Source organism: Pseudomonas sp. 2848 (assembly GCF_003253945.1).
In the GTDB taxonomy this organism is placed as follows: Bacteria; Pseudomonadota; Gammaproteobacteria; order Pseudomonadales; family Pseudomonadaceae; genus Aquipseudomonas.
On the sequence record NZ_QKZD01000010.1, the window covers coordinates 141,798 to 161,975 of the forward strand.

Genomic DNA, 20,178 nt, shown 5'->3' on the forward strand with positions numbered 1-20,178 from the left:
CGTGCGTTGCAGGTTCAGGCCCTGACGACGGCACCGGATTGAAGGGTGGTTGGGTTACCCGTTGAATCCAGATTACGGTCAGGGCCACGCTCTGTCCGGGGCTGGGCGTCCCAAAAACCTGGTCAGCCGTCCCAGGATGCGGGGGTTACTGGCCAGCCAGCTCATGCAGCCAACGGGCCAGCGAAGGCGGGGCGTGCGCGCCGCTCGCCGCGGCGTAACTGGCACTCAGCTCACCGCGCTGCAGCGCCCTCCGGGCGGCACGGGGCGACAGGCCGAAGGCCTTGCGAAACGCCTTGCTGAAATGCCCTTCGTCGGTGAACCCGTAGACATAAGCCAGGTCGCCGATACGCCGCCCGGCATTGGCGGGCTCGCCCAACGCCAGCAGGCAACGCCGCAGACGCCGTTGCAGCAGATAGCGCGCTACCCCGCCGAACGGTTCGAACGCCCGGTACAACTGGCTGCGCGAGGTACCCAGTGCCTTGGCCACAACGGCCGGGGTAAGGTCGTCACGCTGCAGGTTGCCCTCGATGTAACGACGGGCGCGCCGCCCCAAGGTCTCGGCGTCCGGTACGACAAGCGCAGGGTCGGTCACCGCGCTGGCCAGGCACGCGGCGATCACATGGAGCAAGGGCTCGGTCAGCCGTGTGCAGTCATCCTCGGTCAGGCGCGGTGCGGCCACCGCCAGCGACGCCAGCAGGCGCCCCAGAAGGCCGCCCATCGTGCTTTGCCGGCACAATCGCAGGCCATGGAGTTGCCCCTTGGCATGGGGCACCACTACGCGCGGGATGACCAGGCTCAGCCCCTCGCCTGCGGCCATGCCGAATGCCGCCGGCTGGGCCAGGTCCAGCACCACTACATCCTGCACGCGCACGCGTAGGCCATTGCCGCCGGCCAGCCCACGTTGCAGCGGCAGGTACAACACATAGTGATCCAGGTCACACCAGGCCAGACGCGCTCGATCACGCACATAGCGGGCAGCGTCCAGGCGACCGCTACACAACAGGAACCGCTTGAAATGAAAGACCGCGAGCGAGGCGTCAACCGAGGTCCCGGCACGGGCCGTGGTGCCGAACAGCACCGAGGGCCAGCCGGGATGATTTTCCTGACCGAGGTGCAGGTGGGGCAGCAGCGTGGCGCGGTCGATTGGCGTTGCGTGAATATCCATGGGATTGGCTCTTCCGTCCGTAGTAGAGCCGGAAAAGTGGTCCACAACTGACCAGTGCGTAGCCAATCGCCATCATCAATGTCAGAGGATGCCTTGCGCTGCCGTAATCACCCATGCGCAGGCTTTCACAAAAGAACAACCACCCGGCCTAAAACCGAGATTTTTTCCGTAACGAAAATGTAATATTCGCTTTCGCATACCTATAACAAGCTGGGAGCTTCACATGTTTGCCTTCTTCCGCCCTGCCGCGCACCAGGCGCCGCTGCCCGACGAGCGTGTCGACAGCACCTATCGCCGCCTGCGCTGGCAAATCTTCGCCGGGATCTTCTTCGGCTATGCCGGCTACTACCTGCTGCGCAAGAACTTCTCCCTGGCCATGCCCTACCTCATCGAGGAAGAGGGCTACACCCGCGGCCAGCTTGGCCTGGCGATCTCCGCCATCGCCATCGCCTACGGTTTGTCCAAGTTCCTCATGGGCCTGGTCTCGGACCGCTCCAACCCACGCTACTTCCTGCCCTTCGGCCTGCTGATCTCGGCCGGGGTGATGTTCATTTTCGGTTTCGCGCATTGGGCCACGTCCAGCGTGACGATCATGTTCGTGCTGCTGTTCATCAACGGCTGGGCCCAGGGCATGGGCTGGCCGCCAAGCGGCCGGACCATGGTGCACTGGTGGTCGCAGAAGGAGCGCGGCAGCGTGGTGTCGGTGTGGAACGTCGCCCATAACGTCGGCGGCGGCCTGATCGGCCCGCTGTTCCTGCTGGGCCTGGCCTGGACCAACGACTGGCATGCGGCTTTCTATGTGCCCGCCACGGTCGCCGTGCTGGTGGCCGTGTTCGCCTTCGCCACCATGCGCGACACCCCCCAATCGGTCGGCCTGCCGCCGGTCGAGCAGTACAAGAACGACTACCCCGAAGGCTACGATGAGAGCCACGAGCAGGAGTTCAGCGCCAAGCAGATCTTCGTCCAGTACGTGCTGTGCAACAAACTGCTGTGGTACATCGCCCTGGCCAACGTGTTCGTCTACCTGCTGCGCTACGGCGTGCTGGACTGGGCGCCGACCTACCTGAAGGAAGCCAAGCACTTCAGCGTCGACACCACCTCGTGGGCCTACTTCTTCTACGAGTGGGCCGGCATCCCCGGCACCCTGCTGTGCGGCTGGATGTCCGACAAGATCTTCCGCGGCAACCGTGGCCTGACCGGCATCGTGTTCATGGCTTTGGTCACCGTGGCCACCCTGGTGTACTGGCTCAACCCGCCGGGCAACCCGACCATCGACATGATCGCTTTGTTCGCCATCGGCTTCCTGATCTACGGTCCGGTGATGCTGATCGGCCTGCAGGCGCTGGAACTGGCGCCGAAGAAAGCCGCCGGTACCGCGGCAGGCTTCACCGGGTTGTTCGGTTACCTGGGCGGCTCGGTCGCGGCCAGCGCGGCGATGGGCTACACCGTCGACCACTTCGGCTGGGACGGTGGCTTCGTGATGCTGGTCAGCGCGTGCGTGCTGGCGATTGCGTTCCTGATTCCGACCTTGCGCCATACCAAGGTGGCCAGTGCCGGTCGTGAGGCAGTGGCCTGACCACAGCGGGACACCTCGTTGAAAAAAGCCCGGGCTCATGGCCCGGGCTTTGCGTTTTCAGGTCACTGAATGACAGATAACCATGATTGATCGCGCTACAGGTTCGAGACGGGCAACTTCTCGATCTCATCCAGGCTTGGGTTGCTCCGCTCGATTTCACCGCGCATCTTGTCGAAGGCCGCTTGCGTGACAGGCGGTTGCACTTCGCGCACTTCGACCACGGCACCTACAACTTCGTCTATCGACTCACGTGTGAATAATCCATCCGAGACAGTTCTGGATATCACTCGACCGTCGCTTATCAACTCAGCTTTTTTACCAGGCGGTAACGTCGCTTTGAATTGGGCGAACTCAGTGGCGAAGGTTGCAGTTCGTGTCCTGGGTATCTTGACGAACTCCGGCTCCGCCCAACGCGGCCCGAAGTGATAGACCGCGCCATACATGACCTTGGCTTGAGTCTCCCCGATTCCAGCGGCCCTCATGCCCGTATAAAAAGCTCTATGGGTATCCTGCCAACTCCGTGTTCGCTTCACGCACGCCACATCATGAATGATGGCTGCCTGCCGATACGGACCATCCAACGGTCCCCCAACAACACTCCAGGCGACTCTGGGTATGGATGCGCCATCGGATATCGTGTTCTTGGGCGCCAGCCAGAATACTTTTCCCGGCCGTGGCCCGGTGTAGGTGAAGTCCTGAAGCAAGCGAATATCGCGCTGAGTCGGTAATAGCTCGACATTGAGGGGGCTGGAGAATTTCCCCCAGTCCTGGGCAACAGCGTTCGAGCTCAGCACGAGCATCACAGCGAGTAGTTCCACTCTCATTTTGATACCTCCCTGTTCATGCGGGTTGACAGACCAATCCAAGAATAGAATCAAAAAGCCATCGGTCCATTTCCAGCAGCAGGCATCCCCTGCGCACGCCCAACCGCGTGATGTCCGGCCTCGCCACCTGGCCGCCCTTGAGCAGGACTCTGCGTTGCTTGGCCTTCAGGATTGCCTTGCTAACTAACGAGGCACATCGAACTTCGCAGCATCTGGCGCCTGCGCTGGCGCGCAGTACAAGCGCTCGGGCGCTACCCATTTTTCCTGTGCTGGGTCACCCAGGTAATGCTGCGTCAGCCCTTCGGCACCACGCAGGGCCTCGTCGACCACCGTCCGGAGCGCTGCACACGCACTGCCGGAGGTTCGCCAAGCACGCTGGCGCGAAAGGTGAAGATTGTGCGGTTGGCAACCGTCAGCTGCGCTGGGGCAGGTTCTGTGCCGTCGCCGTCATTGGCCATGGTGGCGGGCATCAGCAACAGCAGCGACAACAGGAAGTACAGGCATCTCATCAGTCAGCTCCCTGACCTTGCGTGACCTTTAGCACGCATGCGTTGCTGCTCTTTGCAGGAGCTTCAGGCCGCCTGGTGAAGCCGCTTGATCACAGGCTGCTGACGCTGGCGCGCCTGCCAGATGTCGTAGTCGACCTGGACCGTCAGCCACAGCCACGCCGTGCTGATGCCGGCCATTTCCAGGCGTACCGCCAGGTCCGGAGAAACCGCCGCTCGGCCATGAAGGACCCGCGACAGCGCCTCACGCGAGAAACCCAGATGCTCGGCGAACGCCTTGACCGTCAGGCCCAAGGTCGGCAGGACATCTTCACGCAGGGTTTCGCCAGGGTGAGGCGGGTTGCGCATAGCTATGATTTTTGCCCCTTGTCAGTGGTAGTCGAGCTAGTCGACCAGTTCGACATCAAAGCCTGTGATACGGAATACCAGGCGCCAATTGCCGGACACGCTTATCGACCAGAAACTGAGCCGCTCTCCTTTGAGCGGGTGCAACTGCCAGCCAGGCACATTCATGTCCTCGGCGACCACGGCACTGTCGAGGAACTGCAACTGTCGCCGCAGTCGCTGGACATGGGCAGCCTGAATGCCGCGGGTATTACCCGTTTCGTGGAAGAGCCGCAGGCCTTTGTGGCGAAAGCTGATGATCATGGGGCACGCATCCGTTCCATGCGACGAAACCGGAGCGTGACCCCATGCGTCACACCCTGCCGATAAAGATGTCGTGCCCTGCCTACGTGCTTGCCCCGTGATAGTGTCGCTGCCGACATTCCCGCAGGCATGGCCGATCCTCGACAGTCGTTCACACATCAAACGTTGCCTGCCCGCTGGATGCGCCACCTCAATGCCGTGTCTGCGGCTCACCTGGTATCTGTACCTGCGCCAACGCCGAGTCCAGCAGTGCGCGTACGGTTTCCATCTCATGCACCGCCGTCAGCGCCAGTGTTGCTCCGAGCGAATGCGGATGCGAGACCAATACCGACTGATGGGCCACGATAAGGGCGCAGCGCACGTATTCCGCCGCCTGAATCAGGGTGTCTTCGAGGTGATGAGGGGAAGGATTGGTTGGGGGTGGATCGGGGACGATCTTCAACATTTCGACTTCTCCTGCAGTTAAAGATAGGTCGCCATCCTTCCTTTGCAGTGGAGGGGTGGTGACTACGTACAGGCTGCAAAAACCGGGGCAGAAGAAGGTAACCCGGCAGGTCTGAAGACCTCCCGTACGCAGCCACCATGAAACAAACCTCACAGTGCGGTGATGCACCTGAAGCCTGGCAACGGCGTCCTCCTTCTTTGGCACGGGTTTGCAGACCCGGTCGCTGAATTGGCAACGACCAGGGGAGCCTAGGTTGCAAGGAAGACCGTAGCAATGGCTTAAAGGTGGCAAAAGAATGATTCGGAAATGGACTACAAGCAATAAGGAAAAGCTGATAGCCCAGTGTCAGAAATCGCAGGCTCAGTCACCGCATTTCGCCCGATCCCGCACCGGACACTGCGCCCGGTGCAGGTTCAACGCGGTATTGATGATGCCGATATGGCTGAACGCCTGCGGAAAGTTCCCCAACATTCGTTTGCCCACCGGGTCGTACTGTTCGGCCAGCAATCCCACGTCATTGCACAAGGCCGTGAGCCGCTCATAAAGCCCCTGTGCCTCCTCCTGCCGCCCCAGCAGCACGTAGACATCCGCCAACCAGAACGAACACACCAGGAACGTCCCCTCCCCAGGCGTCAGGCCGTCGCTGCAACTATCGCTGTCATAGCGCAGCAGCAGGCCGTTGCGCAGCAGGTGGGTTTCGATCTGTTCGAGGGTGCGCAGGAAACGTGGATCGTCGGCCGGCAGAAAGCCGGTCAGGGCGATCTGCAGCAGGCTCGCGTCCAGCTCGGTCGAACCGTAGGCCTGGACGAAGTGGCGCCCGTCGGCATCCAGCCCGCGGCGGCAGACCTCGTCACGGATCTGGTCCGCCACCTGGCGGTAATGTCGCCCCCGTTCACGCCCTTCCTCGGTGGTGTCGGCCAGGCTCGCCGAGCGGTCGAAGGCAACCCAGGCCATGACCTTGGAGTGCACGAAGTGCTGGCGACCGCCGCGCACCTCCCACAGCCCCTCGTCGGGCTCGCGCCAGATGCTTTCAAGGTACGGCAGGATCGAGCGGGCGATGGCGGCGCTGCGCGGATGCCGCGGCAGCCCGCCCTTGATGGCTTGGGTCATGGCGTCGGCCAGTTCGCCGTAGATATCCAGCTGCAACTGCTCGGAAGCGGCATTGCCGACCCGCACCGGCTGCGAATGCTCGTAACCGGCCAGCCAGGGCAGGCTGAACTCCGGCAGGTCGCGCTCCCCCGCCAGCCCATACATGATCTGCATCTGCTCGGGGTTGCCCGCCACCGAGCGCAGCAACCACTCGCGCCAGGCCTGGGCTTCGTCGAAGTAGCCGAGGTTCATCAGCGCCAGCAAGGTCATGGTCGCGTCGCGCAGCCAGCAGTAGCGATAGTCCCAGTTGCGCTCGCCGCCGACACGCTCGGGCAGCGAGGTGGTGACGGCGGCGACCATGCCCCCGGTGGGCGCGTAGGTCATGGCCTTGAGGGTCAGCAGCGAACGGCGTACCCGCTCGGTGTACGGGCCAACGTCGGGGCAGCGGGCGGCGAAGGCCTGCCATTGGTTGATGGTCTGCTCGAGGTCGTGGTCGACATCGCAACCGGGCTGCACAGGCAGGTGCGAGGGCTGGTGGCAAAGGCTGAACACCTGGCGCTCACCGGCGCGCACGCGAAACCGGGCGACGCTGTGGTGGTCCCGGCCATGGGTCTCGGTGCTGCTGCGCAGGATCAGGCGATCGGGGCCGGCAACCGCGCTAAGGGTCAGCGGGTCGAGCTTCTCCACCCAGGGCACGCTGCGGCCATAGTCGAAGCGCAGCACCAGGTCCATCTCGAACGCCGTCTCGCCGGCCAGGCCCTCGACAATGCGCAACACAGCATTGGATTCGCCCAGGGGCATGCAGTCGAGCACACGGGCGCGGCCGCTGGCGGTGGTCCAGGTGGTTTCCAGTACCAGGGTGTCGTCGAGGTAGCGGCGGGCGCTGTGTTCGACCGGGTCGCTGGGGGCGATGCGCCAACGGCCGTTTTCCTCGTTGCCCAGCAATGCGGCGAACACCGCGGGAGCGTCGAAGCGTGGCAGGCACAGCCAGTCGAGGGCGCCGTCGCGGTTGATCAGGGCGGCACTGCGACAGTTGCCGATGAGGGCGTAGTCTTCGATCAGGGCGGGCATCTCGGATCCTCAGGCGGTGGGCGTGAGTTTGGATGCCGAAGCGGGATTGCAGGTTCCGTTGAGCTGCACTCTGTGCAGGTTACCGAGGCGGTCGAATCGATGCGCAAGAACATTGATCCACGGCACAGACCCACTGTTGCGCTGTGTTAGAAATACTGGGCCAGTGGTTGCTTTTCAGGATGAATAAGCTTCTACCCCTGCGCAACCAGTGCGCTGAGTCTCTACTTTCAACAAGGACGTTATATGAAGATTGTCGGTTTATCCGGAATACTGCCCTCACGCTGCGTCAGCAACCAGGACGTGATCAACCTGGTGGAAGAACACTCCCGGGACACCTTCCAGGAAGACTTGCCGAAAACACTGAAGACCATCGGCAAGTTGCTGGAAAAAAGCGGCAGCGACACACGCCATTGGCTGGCGGCTGACGAGACGCCGATGCAATTGATGGAGGCGGCGTTCGATGCGGCGCTGGCCCAGGCCAATATCGGCAAGGCCGACCTGGACCTGCTGATCTATCCCAATGTCACCCGTGGCTTCATCGAGCCGGCCAACAGTACCTTCATCGCCAAGGCGCTGGGCCTGAACTGCCGCAACTTCGATGTGGTCGACGCCTGCAACGGCTGGGTGACGGCCATGGACGTCATCAACAGCAAGATGCAAGCGGGTGAAATCCGCTACGCCGCCATCGTCAACATGGAGTTCGGCATGTCGGCGGGCGGGCCGGTGATGCCCAAGAACTTCTCGCTGCAATCGCCGGCCGAACTGGCCTACAAATTCCCGAGCTTTACCATCGGTGAAGCCGCCGTTGTCACCATCCTCAGTAACGAGGCAGCGGATAACTTCAAGTTCTCGTACATCAACCGACCTGACCTGAGTGACTTGTCGACGATCTCGTTGCCGGACTGGAAACTGTTCTGCAACGAGGAGGATATTGCCAGGATCGAACCTACCGGCGGCCAGTATCAGTTCAACTCCTATGCCGCCGCCTTGCACGAAGACGGTCGCAACGAAGCGATAAAAGTCTTCAACCTGCAGAAGCTTACTGCGGACGACGTGCACAAAGTGTTCATCCATACCGGTTCGCCAAAGATGTGGGAACATATTGGCCAGATGATCGGCGTCGATCACAAGTTGCATCACGTCGGGCACAAGACCGGCAACATCATTACCGCATCGATTCCCTTCGGCATCTTTGATGCGATGAGCCGGGGCGAAGCCGAGCAAGGTCAGTTCTGCATGGGCTGGGCGGGCAGTGGCGGGATGGTGTTCTCGGCCCTGTCGTTCACCTTGTAGGGCACACCTGCGCACCTACCGCCAACGGCGGTAGGTCGCTGCAGGCTCACCCCAGCTTATGCCACTCGCGCTTGTCCCGCGCCAGCAGCTCGTCGCCGGCCTCGGGGCCATCCTCTCCCGCCGCATACTCATGCACCTCGCCCCCCTCGGCCGCCCAGGCATCGAGGAACGGCTGCACGGCACGCCAACCGTTCTCTATATTGTCGGCGCGCTGGAACAGGGTCTGGTCACCGGTAAGGCAGTCGTAGATCAATGTCTCGTAGCCGGTCGCCGGGGTCATCTTGAAGAAGTCCTTGTAGGCGAAACCCAGCTCGACATTCTCCATCACCAGCTCCGGCCCCGGGCGCTTGGCCTGCAGGTCGAACCACATGCCTTCGTTGGGCTGGATCTGGATCTTCAGGTAGTTGGGCTTGGGCCGCTCCAGTTCGCTTTCGCGGAACTGCGCGTAGGGCGCCGGCTTGAAGCAGATGGCGATCTCGGTGTCGCGCACGCTCATGCGCTTGCCGGTACGCAGGTAGAACGGCACCCCCGCCCAGCGCCAGTTATCGATCATCACCTTGAGGGCGACATAGGTCTCGGTCTGGCTGTGCGGGGCGACATTGGCCTCCTCGCGGTAGCCGAGGAGTTTCTTGCGGCCCTGCTTGCCGGCGCCGTACTGGCCACGCACGGAATTGCGCAGGGCAATTTTCTGCGACCAAGGGCGAATGGCGCCGATCACCTTGGCCTTTTCACCGCGTACCGCATCGGCGCCGAAGGCCGCCGGCGGCTCCATGGCGACCATCGCCAGCAGCTGGAACAGGTGGTTGGGCACCATGTCGCGCAGGGCGCCGGTATTGTCGTAGAACGCCCCGCGCGTCTCGACGCCGACGGTTTCGGCGGCGGTGATCTGCACGTGGTCGATGTAATGATTGTTCCAGAACGATTCGAACAGGCCGTTGGAGAAACGGCTGACCAGGATGTTCTGCACGGTTTCCTTGCCCAGGTAATGGTCGATGCGGTAGATCTGCCGCTCGTTCATCACCTTGAGCAGGCAAGCGTTGAGCGCTTCGGCGCTGGCAAGGTCAGTGCCGAAGGGTTTCTCCACCACCACCCGGCGAAAGCCGCCGCCCGACTCGTCGAGCAGGCCGGCGTCGCCCAGGCGCTGGGCCACCTCGGGGAAGAAGCGTGGCGAGGTGGCCAGGTAGAAAATGGCATTGCCATGGCCGGTTTTAGCGATGCGCCGAGCCAGGGCCTGGTAAGTCTCGGGGTCGAGGAAGTCGCCGGTCTGATAGTCCAGGCGCTTGGCCAGGCGCGCCCAGCGCTTTTCGTCCAGGCACTTGGCACTCCCTTCCGCGCCCTTGTCCCGCGCCTGCATGGAAGCATGCAGGCGCGCGGCAAAGTCCTCGGCCGTGGCCGGGTTGTGGTCGACCCCGACGATACGCAGGTTGCGGTCGAGCAGGCCGTCACGGCTGAGGTTGTACAGCGCCGGCATCAGCAGGCGCTTGACCAGGTCGCCGTTGGCGCCGAACAGGAACAAGGTGCATGGCGGCGCCGCGGGGATGGTCGGTTTAGTCATCTAGTCCTTCTTTTTCTCGACGTGGCCGCCGAAGCCCAGGCGCATGGCGGAGAGGATCTTGTCACCGTAGGTGCCCTGCTGCTGGCGCGAGCGGAAGCGGGCGAACAGCGCGCTGGACAGCACCGGCACCGGCACAGCCTGTTCGACCGCGGCATCGATGGTCCAGCGCCCTTCGCCGCTGTCGGAAACCGAGCCGCTGAATTCGGTCAGTTGCGGGTCGGCGACCAGTGCGTCGGCGGTCAGGTCCAGCAGCCAGGAAGTGACCACGCTGCCGCGGCGCCACACTTCGGCGATCTCGGCCACATTGAGGTCAAAGCGCTGCTCTTCCGGCAACTCCGGACCACCCTTGCTGCGCAGCAGGTCGAAACCTTCGGCGTAGGCCTGCATCAGGCCGTACTCGATGCCGTTGTGCACCATCTTCACGTAGTGACCGGCGCCGGGCGGACCAGCGTGGATGTAACCATGCTCGGCGCGCTCGTGCTCACCGCTGCGGCCCTGGGTGCGCGGAATGTCGCCGACGCCCGGGGCGAGGGCCTTGAACAGCGGTTCCAGGCGCTCGAACACAGCCTTCTCGCCGCCGATCATCATGCAGTAGCCACGGTCCAGGCCCCAGACGCCGCCGGAGGTGCCGACGTCGAGGTAGTGCAGGCCACGCTTGCCCAGCTCGGCGGCGCGGCGCACGTCGTCCTTGTAGAAGGTATTGCCACCATCGATGATGGCGTCGCCCGGCTCGAGCAGGTCGGCCAGTTGCGCGATGGTCTGCTCGGTAATTTCGCCGGCGGGCAGCATGACCCACACCGCGCGCGGCGCCTTGAGTTTCTGCACCAGCGCACCGAGGTCGTGGGCGCCGACGGCCCCCTCGCCTTCCAGGGTGGTGATGGCTTCGCGGTTGCGATCGTGGACCACAGTGCTGTGACCTGCGCGCATCAGGCGCCTTGCGATATTGCCGCCCATGCGGCCAAGCCCGATGATTCCCAGTTGCATGTGCCGACGCTCCCGTTGGTTTTGCTTTACAACAATTGAAGATTTCAGATTAGTCCAGCGTTCTGGCGTAGGGTTCACCGACGAACGGGGCGACAACGATAAACAAAAAAGTTCCCAAGGACCTGCAAAGAATTCAGAATGCGCGCCGCGTGAAGCGTCTACGCTTCAAAATGTCACCAGCCATGCGAGGTGTGCCCATGGGAACCCTGATGCCTGCCACTCCCACCCAGACCCTCTATGTCACCGTGCGCCGCGATGAGCTGCGCCAGTTGAAGGATGAGCGCGATCACCTGCGCCAGCAGGTCGCCCAGCTGAACCTGCTGCTCGAGCAGGCCCGTGTGCAAGGCAAGGCCGCCGGCCTCTGATACACCGCCCCTCTGTGTGGGAGCTGCCAGGCTCCCACCTCGCCTCAGCTTCCCTTCCTGATTGCGTTGTGCCGCGTCTGTCGCGAATCCGCTACGCCTACGCTGGCTAGCCTCATATTTTGCAACAACTCGCCAACGTTTGCGCGGGTAAACCGTCGCGACAAAAATGACCAACGGGTCACTTTACTTGCGTTTCGTCTCCTACACTCCAGTTTCGGCCCGCGTTTTGCTCGGAAAAAGTGACGTAAAAAAGTCGAACTTTCCAAAACACGGGCAGGTCAGGACTTAAGTAGGGCCGACGCAAAGGACTGCCTGACGCCAGGCCCGCACACCCCAACCAGTCCATACGTCTTTCGGCGGGAATGCCGAGCGTGCCGTGCCTGCGCGCACGAATCTGGGGCAAGGAACGCACTACGAAGATGCAACAACGATCAGAGAGCAGACCCACGAGCCAACGCCAAGCAAACAGAACAAGGGACGGAGAGAAGTATGATCAGTGCCGCTGTCGAACCTCACGTAGAGTCATTCAACCCGGATAACCGCGAGCCGCTGCCATCGGCACTCGCCCCGACAGTCAAGGCACCCGGCGCGCAGCGCCAGCACAATCCGAACAAGCGCAAGATCCTGTTCGTCACCTCGGAGATCGCCGACCTGGTCAAGACCGGCGGCCTGGGCGACGTCTCCGCCGCCCTGCCTCGTGCCCTGGCGCACCTGCACGATGTGCGCGTGTTGATCCCCGGCTACCGCCAGGTGGTCGAGAGCGACAACCCCATTCACATCGTTGGCGAGCTGGGCGGCCACGCCGCGCTGCCGCCGTGCAAGATCGGCCGCATGGATCTGGCCGACGGCCTGGTGATCTATGTGCTGATCTGCCCCGAGCTGTACCAGCGCGACGGCACGCCCTACGGCGCCAACAACGGTCGCGACTGGCCCGACAATCATATCCGCTTCGCCCGACTGGGCCTGGCCGCCGCGGAAATCGCCGCCGGCGAAGGCATGGCCCACTGGCGCCCCGACCTGGTGCACGCCCACGACTGGCCGGCCGGGCTGGCCCCGGCCTACATGCACTGGCGCGGCCTGAGCACCCCGACCTTGTTCACCATCCACAACCTGGCCTACCAGGGCGTGTACAGCCGCGGCTGCAGCCCGGAACTGGCGATCCCCGACCACGCCATGCAGCAGGAAGGCATGGAGTTCTACGGCAAGCTTTCGTTCCTCAAGGCCGGGCTTGCGTACGCCAGCCATATCACCACGGTCAGCGCCACCTACGCCCGGGAGATCACCACCCCTGAGTTCGGCTGCGGCCTGGATGGTTTCCTCGCCAGCAAGGCCCAGCAGGGACTGCTCGGCGGCATCCCCAACGGTATCGACGAAAGCTGGGACTCGGCCACCGACCAGCACCTGGACCACAACTTCAGCATCAACGACTGGGAGGGCAAGGCGCGCAATGCCGACCAGGTACGCGCGCTGTTCGGCCTGCAAGCAAGCGAGGGGCCGCTGTTCGCCGTGGTTTCGCGGCTGGTCTACCAGAAAGGCCTGGACCTGACCCTGGGGGTGGCCGACTACATCGTCGAACAAGGCGGCCAGATCGCCATCATCGGCCGTGGCGAACCGGAGGAAGAGCAGGCCATGCGCGAACTGGCCCTGCGTCACCCCGGCCGCATCGGCGTGCGCATCGGTTTCAACGAGACCGACGCCCGGCGCATGTTCGCAGGCAGCGACTTCCTGCTGATGCCGTCGCGCTACGAGCCCTGCGGCCTGAGCCAGATGTACGCCCAACGCTTCGGCTCGCTGCCGGTGGCGCGCAACACCGGCGGGCTGGCCGACACCATCGAGAACGGCGTGACCGGTTTCCTGTTCAACGACTCCACCGAGGACAGCTATCGCGAGGCCCTGGGCCGCGCCTTCTATGTGTACGGCAAGAAGCACCTGCTCAATGCCATGCGCTGCCTGTCGATGACCCAGCCATTCAACTGGTGCCAGGCGGTGGAACCCTATGCGCGCCTGTACGAAGACCTGGTGAAGCAGACGCAGCACGCCCATTACTGAGCGGAGAGCCGACGATGCACAAGCATGGCGCACAGTTGCTGGACGCCACGTCGGCGCGCTTCGCCCTGTGGGCGCCGGATGCGCGCAGCGTGAGCGTGGCGATCGGCCAACAGCCGCCCGTGGCACTGCTGCCCGACGACGATGGCTGGTACACAGGCGTCGCCCCCTGCCAGGCGGGCGAGCGCTATCAGTTCGTGATCGACGATGAGCTGCGGGTGGCCGACCCGGCCTCGCGCTGCCAGCCCGAGGGCGTGCATGGGCCCAGCGAGCTGGTGGACATCAGCCACTACCCGTGGCGCCACGCGTGGCAAGGCCGTCCGTGGCACGAAGCGGTGATCCAGGAGCTGCACGTGGGCCTGTTTGATGGCTACCACGGCGTGGCCCAGGTGCTGCCACGCCTGGCCGGGCTGGGCATCAGCGCCATCGAGCTGATGCCGCTGGGGCAGTTCCCCGGTGAGCGCAACTGGGGCTATGACGGCGTGCTGCCGTTTGCCCCCCAGCACAGCTATGGCCGCCCCCAGGACCTATGCGCGCTGGTCGACACCGCCCATGGCCAGCAGCTGATGGTGCTGGTGGACGTGGTCTACAACCACTTCGGCCCGGACGGCAACTACCTGCACCGCTACGCCAGCCCGTTCTTCCGTGAAGACCGCCAGACCCCGTGGGGCGCGGCCATCGACTTCCGCCGCGCCGAGGTGCGCGAGTTCTTCATCCAGAACGCCCTGATGTGGCTGTGCGACTACCGCTGCGACGGCCTGCGCCTGGACGCCGTGCACGCCATCGACCAGCCGGACTTTCTCGTCGAACTGGCCCAGCGGGTACGCGCCACGGTCGAGCCCGGGCGGCAGGTCTGGCTGGTGCTGGAGAACGAGCACAATCAGGCCATGCTGCTCGAGCAAGGCTTCGACGCACAATGGAACGACGACGGCCACAACGCCCTGCACGTATTGCTGACCGGCGAAACCGAAGGCTACTACGCCGACTACAAGGACCGGCCGATCGAACAATTAGCGCGCTGCCTGGCCGAGGGTTTCGTGTTCCAGGGCCAGCCCGACCGCCACGGCAGGCCCCGCGGCGAGCCCAGCGGCCATCTGCCGCCCAGCGCCTTCGTGCTGTTCCTGCAAAACCACGACCAGGTCGGCAACCGCGCCCTGGGCGAGCGGCTGTCCCGGCTCTGCCCGCCGCAGGCGCTGAAGGCCGCCACTACCCTGCTGCTGCTGGCACCGATGATCCCGCTGCTGTTCATGGGCGACGACGACGGCAGCCGCAAGCCGTTCCTGTTCTTCACCGACTTCCACGACGCGCTGGCCGACGCCGTGCGCGAAGGTCGCCGGGGTGAGTTCGCTCATTTCGAGGCCTTCGCCGACCCGCAGAAGCGCGAGCAGATACCCGACCCCAATGCCGAGGCCACCTTCGAGACCTCCCGGCCGCGGCAACAGGAGGTGCTGGCCGGCTGGCACGGCCTATACCAGCAACTTCTCGAACTGCGCAGGCGTCACGTCACCCCACATCTGCCCGGCACTCGCGCCGAGGGCTGCGAGGTACTCGGCGCCAAGGCGCTGACCGCCCGCTGGCGCCTGGGCGACGGCCAGCAGTTGCGCATCGACCTGAATCTCGATGCCCAACCCCAGCCGGTCACCTTGCCGGCACTGCCCCGCCGCCTGTTCGACAGCAGCGACAACGCCCACCCCGACTCTAGCCTCGCCGCGCACAGCTGCGTGGTGAGCCTGCTGCCCCCTGACCAGGAGACGCCATGAGCGCAGAGCCCCTTCACCGCCTGGCCGCCCGGGCAGGCCTGGCCCGCGACTGGATAGACGCCAATAACCGCCTGCAGCAGGTCAGCGATGACGTGCTGCGCCAGGTGCTCGCCGGCCTTGGCCACCCGGCCGGCAACGCCGCCGACATCGACGCCAGCCTGCGCGCCGTGGAGCAGGCCGAAGACAGCGAGCACCTGCCACCGCTGCTGACCGTTGACATCGACCAGCCCCTCGACCTGCAGCGTTACTTCAGCGCCGCCAGCCAGGTGCGCTGCAGCCTGGAAGACGGCAGCCAGCGCAACCTCACCCTGGACGCCCAGGCGCGGCTGCCGGCCGGGTTGCCCCTGGGCTACCACCGCCTGGATATCGATGGCCGGACCTGCACCGTGGCCGTGGCACCGGCGCGTTGCCATGCCCTGCAAGACTGCGTGGAGCAACCCCCGCCCCGTTGCTGGGGCCTGGCCGTGCAGCTGTACAGCCTGCGGCGCCCCGGCGATGGCGGCTTTGGCGACTGCCTGGCACTGGAACAACTGGCACGCCACGCCGCCGAGCGCGGCGCCGATGCCCTGGCCATCAGCCCGATCCACACCCTGTCGGCCTTCGACCAACACCACTACAGCCCCTATTCGCCGTCCAGCCGCCTGCTGCTCAATGTGCTCTATGCCAGCCCCGGCGTGGTCTTCGGCGAACGCGAAGTGCGCATGGCCATCGAGGCCTGTGGCCTGGAGGCGACCCTCGAAGCGCTGGAGCAGCATACGCTGGTGGACTGGCCCAGAGCCGCCGATGCCCGTCTGCGTCTGCTCGAAGCGCTCTACCGGCACTTCAGCCAGGGCGAGCACCCCTTGCGCGCGGACTTCGACAGTTTCCGCGCCAGTGCCGGCGAGCAACTGGAACACCACTGCCGCTTCGAAGTACTGCAGGCCGAAGCGGTGAGCAGCGGCCTGGGCGCGGACTGGCGCAACTGGCCCAAGGCCTGGCACACCCCCTACGACCCCGAGGTCGAGGCCTTCGCCAACGCCTACCCGGCCCGGGTCGAGTTCCATGCCTTCTGCCAGTGGCTGGCCGAGCGCAGCCTGCAACGGGCCCAGGACGCGGCGCGCGGCAACGGCATGGCCGTGGGCCTGATCGCCGACCTGGCAGTGGGCGCCGACGGTGCCGGCAGCCAGGCCTGGAGCCGCCAGGACGAACTGCTGGCCGAACTCAACGTCGGCGCCCCGCCCGATATCCTCAACCGCGCCGGGCAAGACTGGGGCATCTGCGCGTTCTCTCCCGAAGGCCTGCGGCGCAACGGCTACCGCGCCTTCATCGAAATGCTGCGGGCCAACCTGGCCCATGCCGGCGGCCTGCGCATCGATCATGTGATGGGCCTGCGCCGCCTGTGGCTGATCCCCCGTGGTGCCCGGCCCAGTGAAGGCGCCTACCTGAATTACCCGCTGGACGACCTGCTGCGCCTGCTGGCGCTGGAGTCAGCGCGACACCAGGCGATCATCCTTGGCGAGGACCTGGGCACCGTGCCCGAGGGCCTGCGCGAGCGCCTGGCCGACAAGGCCGTGCTGGGCATGCGCGTGCTGCCGTTCGAGCAGCAGCCGCCCGGACGCTTCACGCCGATCCTCGACTGGCCGGACAACGCCCTGGCCACCACCGGCACCCATGACCTGGCCCCACTCGCCGGCTGGCTGGCCAGCCGTGACATCGACTGGAGCCATCGCCTGCAACTGATCGACGCCGCCACAGAGCTGCACTGGCGCCATACCCGGGCCCTGGAGCGCGACGGCCTGCGCCGTACCCTGGAGCAGAACTACGGGCCACTGCGCGACGATTCGGCGCTGATCGACGCGGCGATCCGCTACGTCGGCCATACCCGCGCACCGTTGGTGCTGGTGCCGCTGGAGGACCTGCTGGGCAGCGACGAGCAACCCAACCTGCCCGGCACCACCACCGGCCATCCCAACTGGCGCCGCCGCTTCAAGGCGCCGGTACGCGAGCTGCTGGACGACGAGGACGCCGCCCGGCGCCTGGAACTGCTGGCCCAGGCCCGCGAACAAGCCTGGGAGCGTGACCGATGAAACCCTTGACCGCGACCCTGCGCCTGCAACTGCACAGCGACTTCACCCTCGACCACGCGGTACCGCTGGTGCCTTATTTCGCCCGGCTGGGTATCAGCCACCTCTACGCCTCGCCCATCCTCACCGCCCGCGCAGGCTCGCGCCACGGCTATGACGTGGTCGACCCGACCCGGGTCAGTCCCGAACTCGGCGGCGAGGCGGCGCTCGAACGCCTGGTGGCCGCCTTGCGCCAGCATGGCATGGGGCTGATCGTCGACACTGTGTCCAACCACATGGCCGTGGGCGGCGCCGACAACCCCTGGTGGCAGAGCCTGCTGGCCTGGGGCCGGCGCAGCCCCTACGCGGAATTCTTCGATATCCAGTGGCATTCCAGCGACCCGTTGCTGGCCGGCCAGCTGTTGCTGCCGTTCCTCGGTAGCGACTATGGCGCCGCCCTGCACAACGGCGAGATCCCGCTGACCTTCGACGCACAACACGGGCGCTTCGAAGTCGCTCACCATGAGCACCGTTTCCCGATCTGCCCACTGGACTATCCACGCATCCTTGGCCAGGCCAAGGACCCGCGCCTGCAGGCGCTGGCCGCGCATTTCAGCGCCCTCGGCGAGGCGGCCGACCCTCTGGCCGAGGCCCAGCCGCTACACCACGAACTGGTACGCCTGGCCGCCGCCGGCGCGGATCCGCAACCTGCCCTCTCTGCCTTCGACAGCCGCGGCGAAGCAGGCTTCAAGCGCCTGCACCTGCTGCTCGAGCGCCAGACCTACCGCCTGGCCAGCTGGCGCACCGCCGCCGACGACATCAACTGGCGGCGCTTCTTCGACATCAACGAACTCGGCGGCCTGCGCGTGGAGCGTGCCGTGGTGTTCGAGGCCACCCACGCCAAGCTGTTCGAGCTGATCCAGCGCGGCCTGGTCGATGGCCTGCGCATCGACCACATCGACGGCCTCGCCGATCCGCGCCGCTACTGCCGCAACCTGCGCCGCCGGGTCGATTCGCTGCTGGCTCGACGCCCCGTCGATGCCGCGCTGGCGCACTTCCCGATCTACGTGGAAAAGATCCTCGGCGCGGGCGAACACCTGCACCGCGACTGGCTCACCGACGGCACCACCGGCTACGAGTTCATGAACCAAGTGTCGCTGCTGCAGCACGACCCTGCGGGCCAGCCCGCCTTGGACGAACTATGGCGCAACACCAGCGAGCGTCCCGAATTCCCCGAGGAGGTGCGCATTGCCCGGCACCTGGTGCTCAACGCCAGCCTGGCCGGCGACTGCGAATCGGTGGCCCAGGCCCTGCTGCAGGTGGCCCGCGACGACCTGATGACCCGCGACCTCACCCTCGGCGCCATTCGCCGGGCGCTGCAGGCGCTGGTCGCGCACTACCCGGTGTACCGCACCTACATCAATGTCTGCGGCCGGCCCGCCGAGGACGAGGCGTTCTTCCAGCAGGCGCTGGCCGGGGCGCGGCAGTCGCTGGGGGAGGCCGACTGGCCACTGCTCGATCAGCTCGAACGCTGGCTCGGTGGCCAATCCTGGCGGCACCTGCCGCCGGGCCGGCCGCGCAAGCACCTGCGCCACGCCTGCGTGCGCTTCCAGCAACTGACCGCTCCCAGCGCCGCCAAGGCCGTGGAGGACACCGCCTTCTATCGATCCGCCCGGCTGCTGTCGCGCAACGACGTGGGCTTCGACGCCGAGCGTTTCGGCGCCGATACGGCCTGGTTCCACAACGAAGCCCAGCGCCGCCTGCGCGACTTCCCCGACAACCTGCTGGCCACCGCCACCCACGACCACAAACGCGGCGAGGACTGCCGCGCGCGGCTGGCCGTGCTCAGCGAACGCGCGCCCTGGCTGGCCAGCCGTGTCGAGCACTGGCGCGAGCTGGCAGCGCCGTTGCGTGAGGAACTGGACGATGGGCAGGCGCCAAGCCCCGGCGACGAGCTGCTGCTGTTGCAGACGCTGCTCGGCAGCTGGCCGCTGGACCTCGACCTACATGACCCGCAAGCCCTGAAACGCTACGCCGAACGCCTTCGCCAATGGCAATGCAAGGCCCTGCGCGAAGCCAAGCTGCGCAGTAGCTGGGCGGCCCCCAACGAACGCTACGAGCGTGCTTGCGCGGCCTACGTCGACGGCCTGCTGCTGGACGAGGAAAACCAGCAGCTGCGCCAGTCCCTGCATGAGACCGCGCAGCGGCTGGCCTGCCCCGGCGCCTTGAACGGCCTGGCGCAGTGCCTGCTGCGCATGACCACCCCCGGCGTGCCGGACCTGTACCAGGGCAACGAGTACTGGGACCTCTCGCTGGTCGACCCGGACAACCGCCGCCCGGTGGACTACCCGGCCAGGCGCGCCAGCCTCGACGACGGCACGCCCCTGGCCGAGCTGCTCGCCCACTGGCGCGATGGCCGCATCAAGCAGGCCCTGGTGGCCCGCGTGCTGGACGCCCGCCAGGCCCATCCCGAGCTGTTCCAGCGCGGCGCCTACCTGCCGCTAAGCGTACAGGGCCGCCACGCCGACCAGGTGCTGGCCTTTGCCCGCCTGGGCCAGGGCGAACGCGCCATCATTGTCGTGCCACGGTTGGCCAGCGCCCTGCTGGGCCCGGCCGCCACCCCGTTGATCCCGGCACAGACCTGGGACGATACCCGGCTTGTACTGCCGTTTGCCTTGTCGCCTGCCAACTGTTCGGGACTTTTCGGCGGCGGTGCTGTCACCCCTTCAAGGGAGCTGATGTTGAGCACCGTGCTGGCCGAGTTTCCGGTCAATGTGTTGATTGATCATGCCTAACTGTATTCAGGAGC

16 protein-coding genes are annotated in these 20,178 nt (G+C 65.3%); 7 read left to right on the plus strand and 9 right to left on the minus strand.

Translation table 11 applies throughout. From position 1 onward, the window contains the following. Positions 1-145 precede the first annotated feature (145 nt). On the minus strand, positions 146-1,165 hold the full coding sequence (locus DFS21_RS20245) for a helix-turn-helix domain-containing protein (protein WP_110698592.1): 1,020 nt from the start codon (positions 1,163-1,165) through the stop codon (positions 146-148). A 223-nt stretch (positions 1,166-1,388) separates the two neighbouring features. Here DFS21_RS20245 and glpT point away from each other — a divergent pair, with 223 nt between their 5' ends. Beyond that, a complete protein-coding gene (gene glpT / locus DFS21_RS20250; protein WP_046856272.1) occupies positions 1,389-2,741 on the plus strand; it encodes a glycerol-3-phosphate transporter in 1,353 nt (450 codons plus the stop codon). A 95-nt stretch (positions 2,742-2,836) separates the two neighbouring features. On the opposite strand, the gene DFS21_RS20255 is transcribed toward glpT, so the two are convergent. The 6 genes from DFS21_RS20255 to DFS21_RS20280 all read right to left on the minus strand — a co-directional run bounded on the left by DFS21_RS20255 (position 2,837) and on the right by DFS21_RS20280 (position 7,324). Beyond that, complete coding sequence (locus DFS21_RS20255) at positions 2,837-3,565, minus strand: DUF1353 domain-containing protein (RefSeq protein WP_110698594.1); 729 nt, start codon at positions 3,563-3,565, stop codon at positions 2,837-2,839. 293 nt (positions 3,566-3,858) lie between these two features. Beyond that, positions 3,859-4,074 carry a hypothetical protein gene (locus DFS21_RS20260; RefSeq protein WP_110698596.1) on the minus strand — a complete coding sequence of 72 codons (216 nt, stop codon included), beginning with the start codon at positions 4,072-4,074 and terminating at the stop codon, positions 3,859-3,861. 63 nt (positions 4,075-4,137) lie between these two features. Further along, positions 4,138-4,425, minus strand: coding sequence for a HigA family addiction module antitoxin (locus DFS21_RS20265; protein WP_110698598.1), 288 nt, complete (start codon positions 4,423-4,425; stop codon positions 4,138-4,140). A gap of 30 nt (positions 4,426-4,455) precedes the next feature. Beyond that, positions 4,456-4,719: a type II toxin-antitoxin system RelE/ParE family toxin gene (locus DFS21_RS20270; RefSeq protein WP_110698600.1), complete on the minus strand. Its 264-nt coding sequence runs from the start codon at positions 4,717-4,719 to the stop codon at positions 4,456-4,458. Positions 4,720-4,909: 190 nt separating this feature from the next. After that, complete coding sequence (locus tag DFS21_RS20275; RefSeq protein WP_110698602.1) at positions 4,910-5,164, minus strand: hypothetical protein; 255 nt, start codon at positions 5,162-5,164, stop codon at positions 4,910-4,912. 360 nt (positions 5,165-5,524) lie between these two features. Next, positions 5,525-7,324, minus strand: a complete 1,800-nt coding sequence (locus DFS21_RS20280) for a glycoside hydrolase family 15 protein (protein WP_111532983.1) — start codon at positions 7,322-7,324, stop codon at positions 5,525-5,527. A 243-nt stretch (positions 7,325-7,567) separates the two neighbouring features. Between DFS21_RS20280 and DFS21_RS20285 the strand changes: the two genes are divergently transcribed. Beyond that, positions 7,568-8,617: a 3-oxoacyl-[acyl-carrier-protein] synthase III C-terminal domain-containing protein gene (locus DFS21_RS20285; RefSeq protein ID WP_102684440.1), complete on the plus strand. Its 1,050-nt coding sequence runs from the start codon at positions 7,568-7,570 to the stop codon at positions 8,615-8,617. A gap of 46 nt (positions 8,618-8,663) precedes the next feature. Here the strand turns inward: DFS21_RS20285 and zwf are convergent, their stop codons facing one another. Both zwf and gnd read right to left on the minus strand, forming a co-directional pair. Beyond that, positions 8,664-10,172, minus strand: coding sequence for a glucose-6-phosphate dehydrogenase (zwf, locus tag DFS21_RS20290; protein WP_111532984.1), 1,509 nt, complete (start codon positions 10,170-10,172; stop codon positions 8,664-8,666). Further along, positions 10,173-11,192, minus strand: a complete 1,020-nt coding sequence (gene gnd / locus DFS21_RS20295) for a phosphogluconate dehydrogenase (NAD(+)-dependent, decarboxylating) (protein WP_256591471.1) — start codon at positions 11,190-11,192, stop codon at positions 10,173-10,175. 161 nt (positions 11,193-11,353) lie between these two features. On the opposite strand from gnd, the gene DFS21_RS26775 reads away from it, so the two are divergent. The 5 genes from DFS21_RS26775 to DFS21_RS20315 all read left to right on the plus strand — a co-directional run bounded on the left by DFS21_RS26775 (position 11,354) and on the right by DFS21_RS20315 (position 20,164). Continuing rightward, positions 11,354-11,521, plus strand: a complete 168-nt coding sequence (locus DFS21_RS26775) for a DUF6026 family protein (protein WP_220036851.1) — start codon at positions 11,354-11,356, stop codon at positions 11,519-11,521. A gap of 489 nt (positions 11,522-12,010) precedes the next feature. Next, complete coding sequence (gene glgA / locus DFS21_RS20300; RefSeq protein ID WP_102684443.1) at positions 12,011-13,570, plus strand: glycogen synthase GlgA; 1,560 nt, start codon at positions 12,011-12,013, stop codon at positions 13,568-13,570. A gap of 14 nt (positions 13,571-13,584) precedes the next feature. Continuing rightward, entirely contained in the window at positions 13,585-15,327 is a 1,743-nt protein-coding gene (gene treZ / locus DFS21_RS20305; RefSeq protein ID WP_111532985.1) for a malto-oligosyltrehalose trehalohydrolase, read from the plus strand. Continuing rightward, entirely contained in the window at positions 15,324-17,393 is a 2,070-nt protein-coding gene (gene malQ / locus DFS21_RS20310; protein ID WP_111532986.1) for a 4-alpha-glucanotransferase, read from the plus strand. The genes treZ and malQ overlap by 4 nt, the downstream gene beginning before the upstream one ends. Beyond that, a complete protein-coding gene (locus tag DFS21_RS20315) occupies positions 17,390-20,164 on the plus strand; it encodes a malto-oligosyltrehalose synthase (protein WP_110698614.1) in 2,775 nt (924 codons plus the stop codon). Before malQ ends, DFS21_RS20315 begins: the two co-directional genes overlap by 4 nt. Positions 20,165-20,178 lie beyond the last annotated feature (14 nt).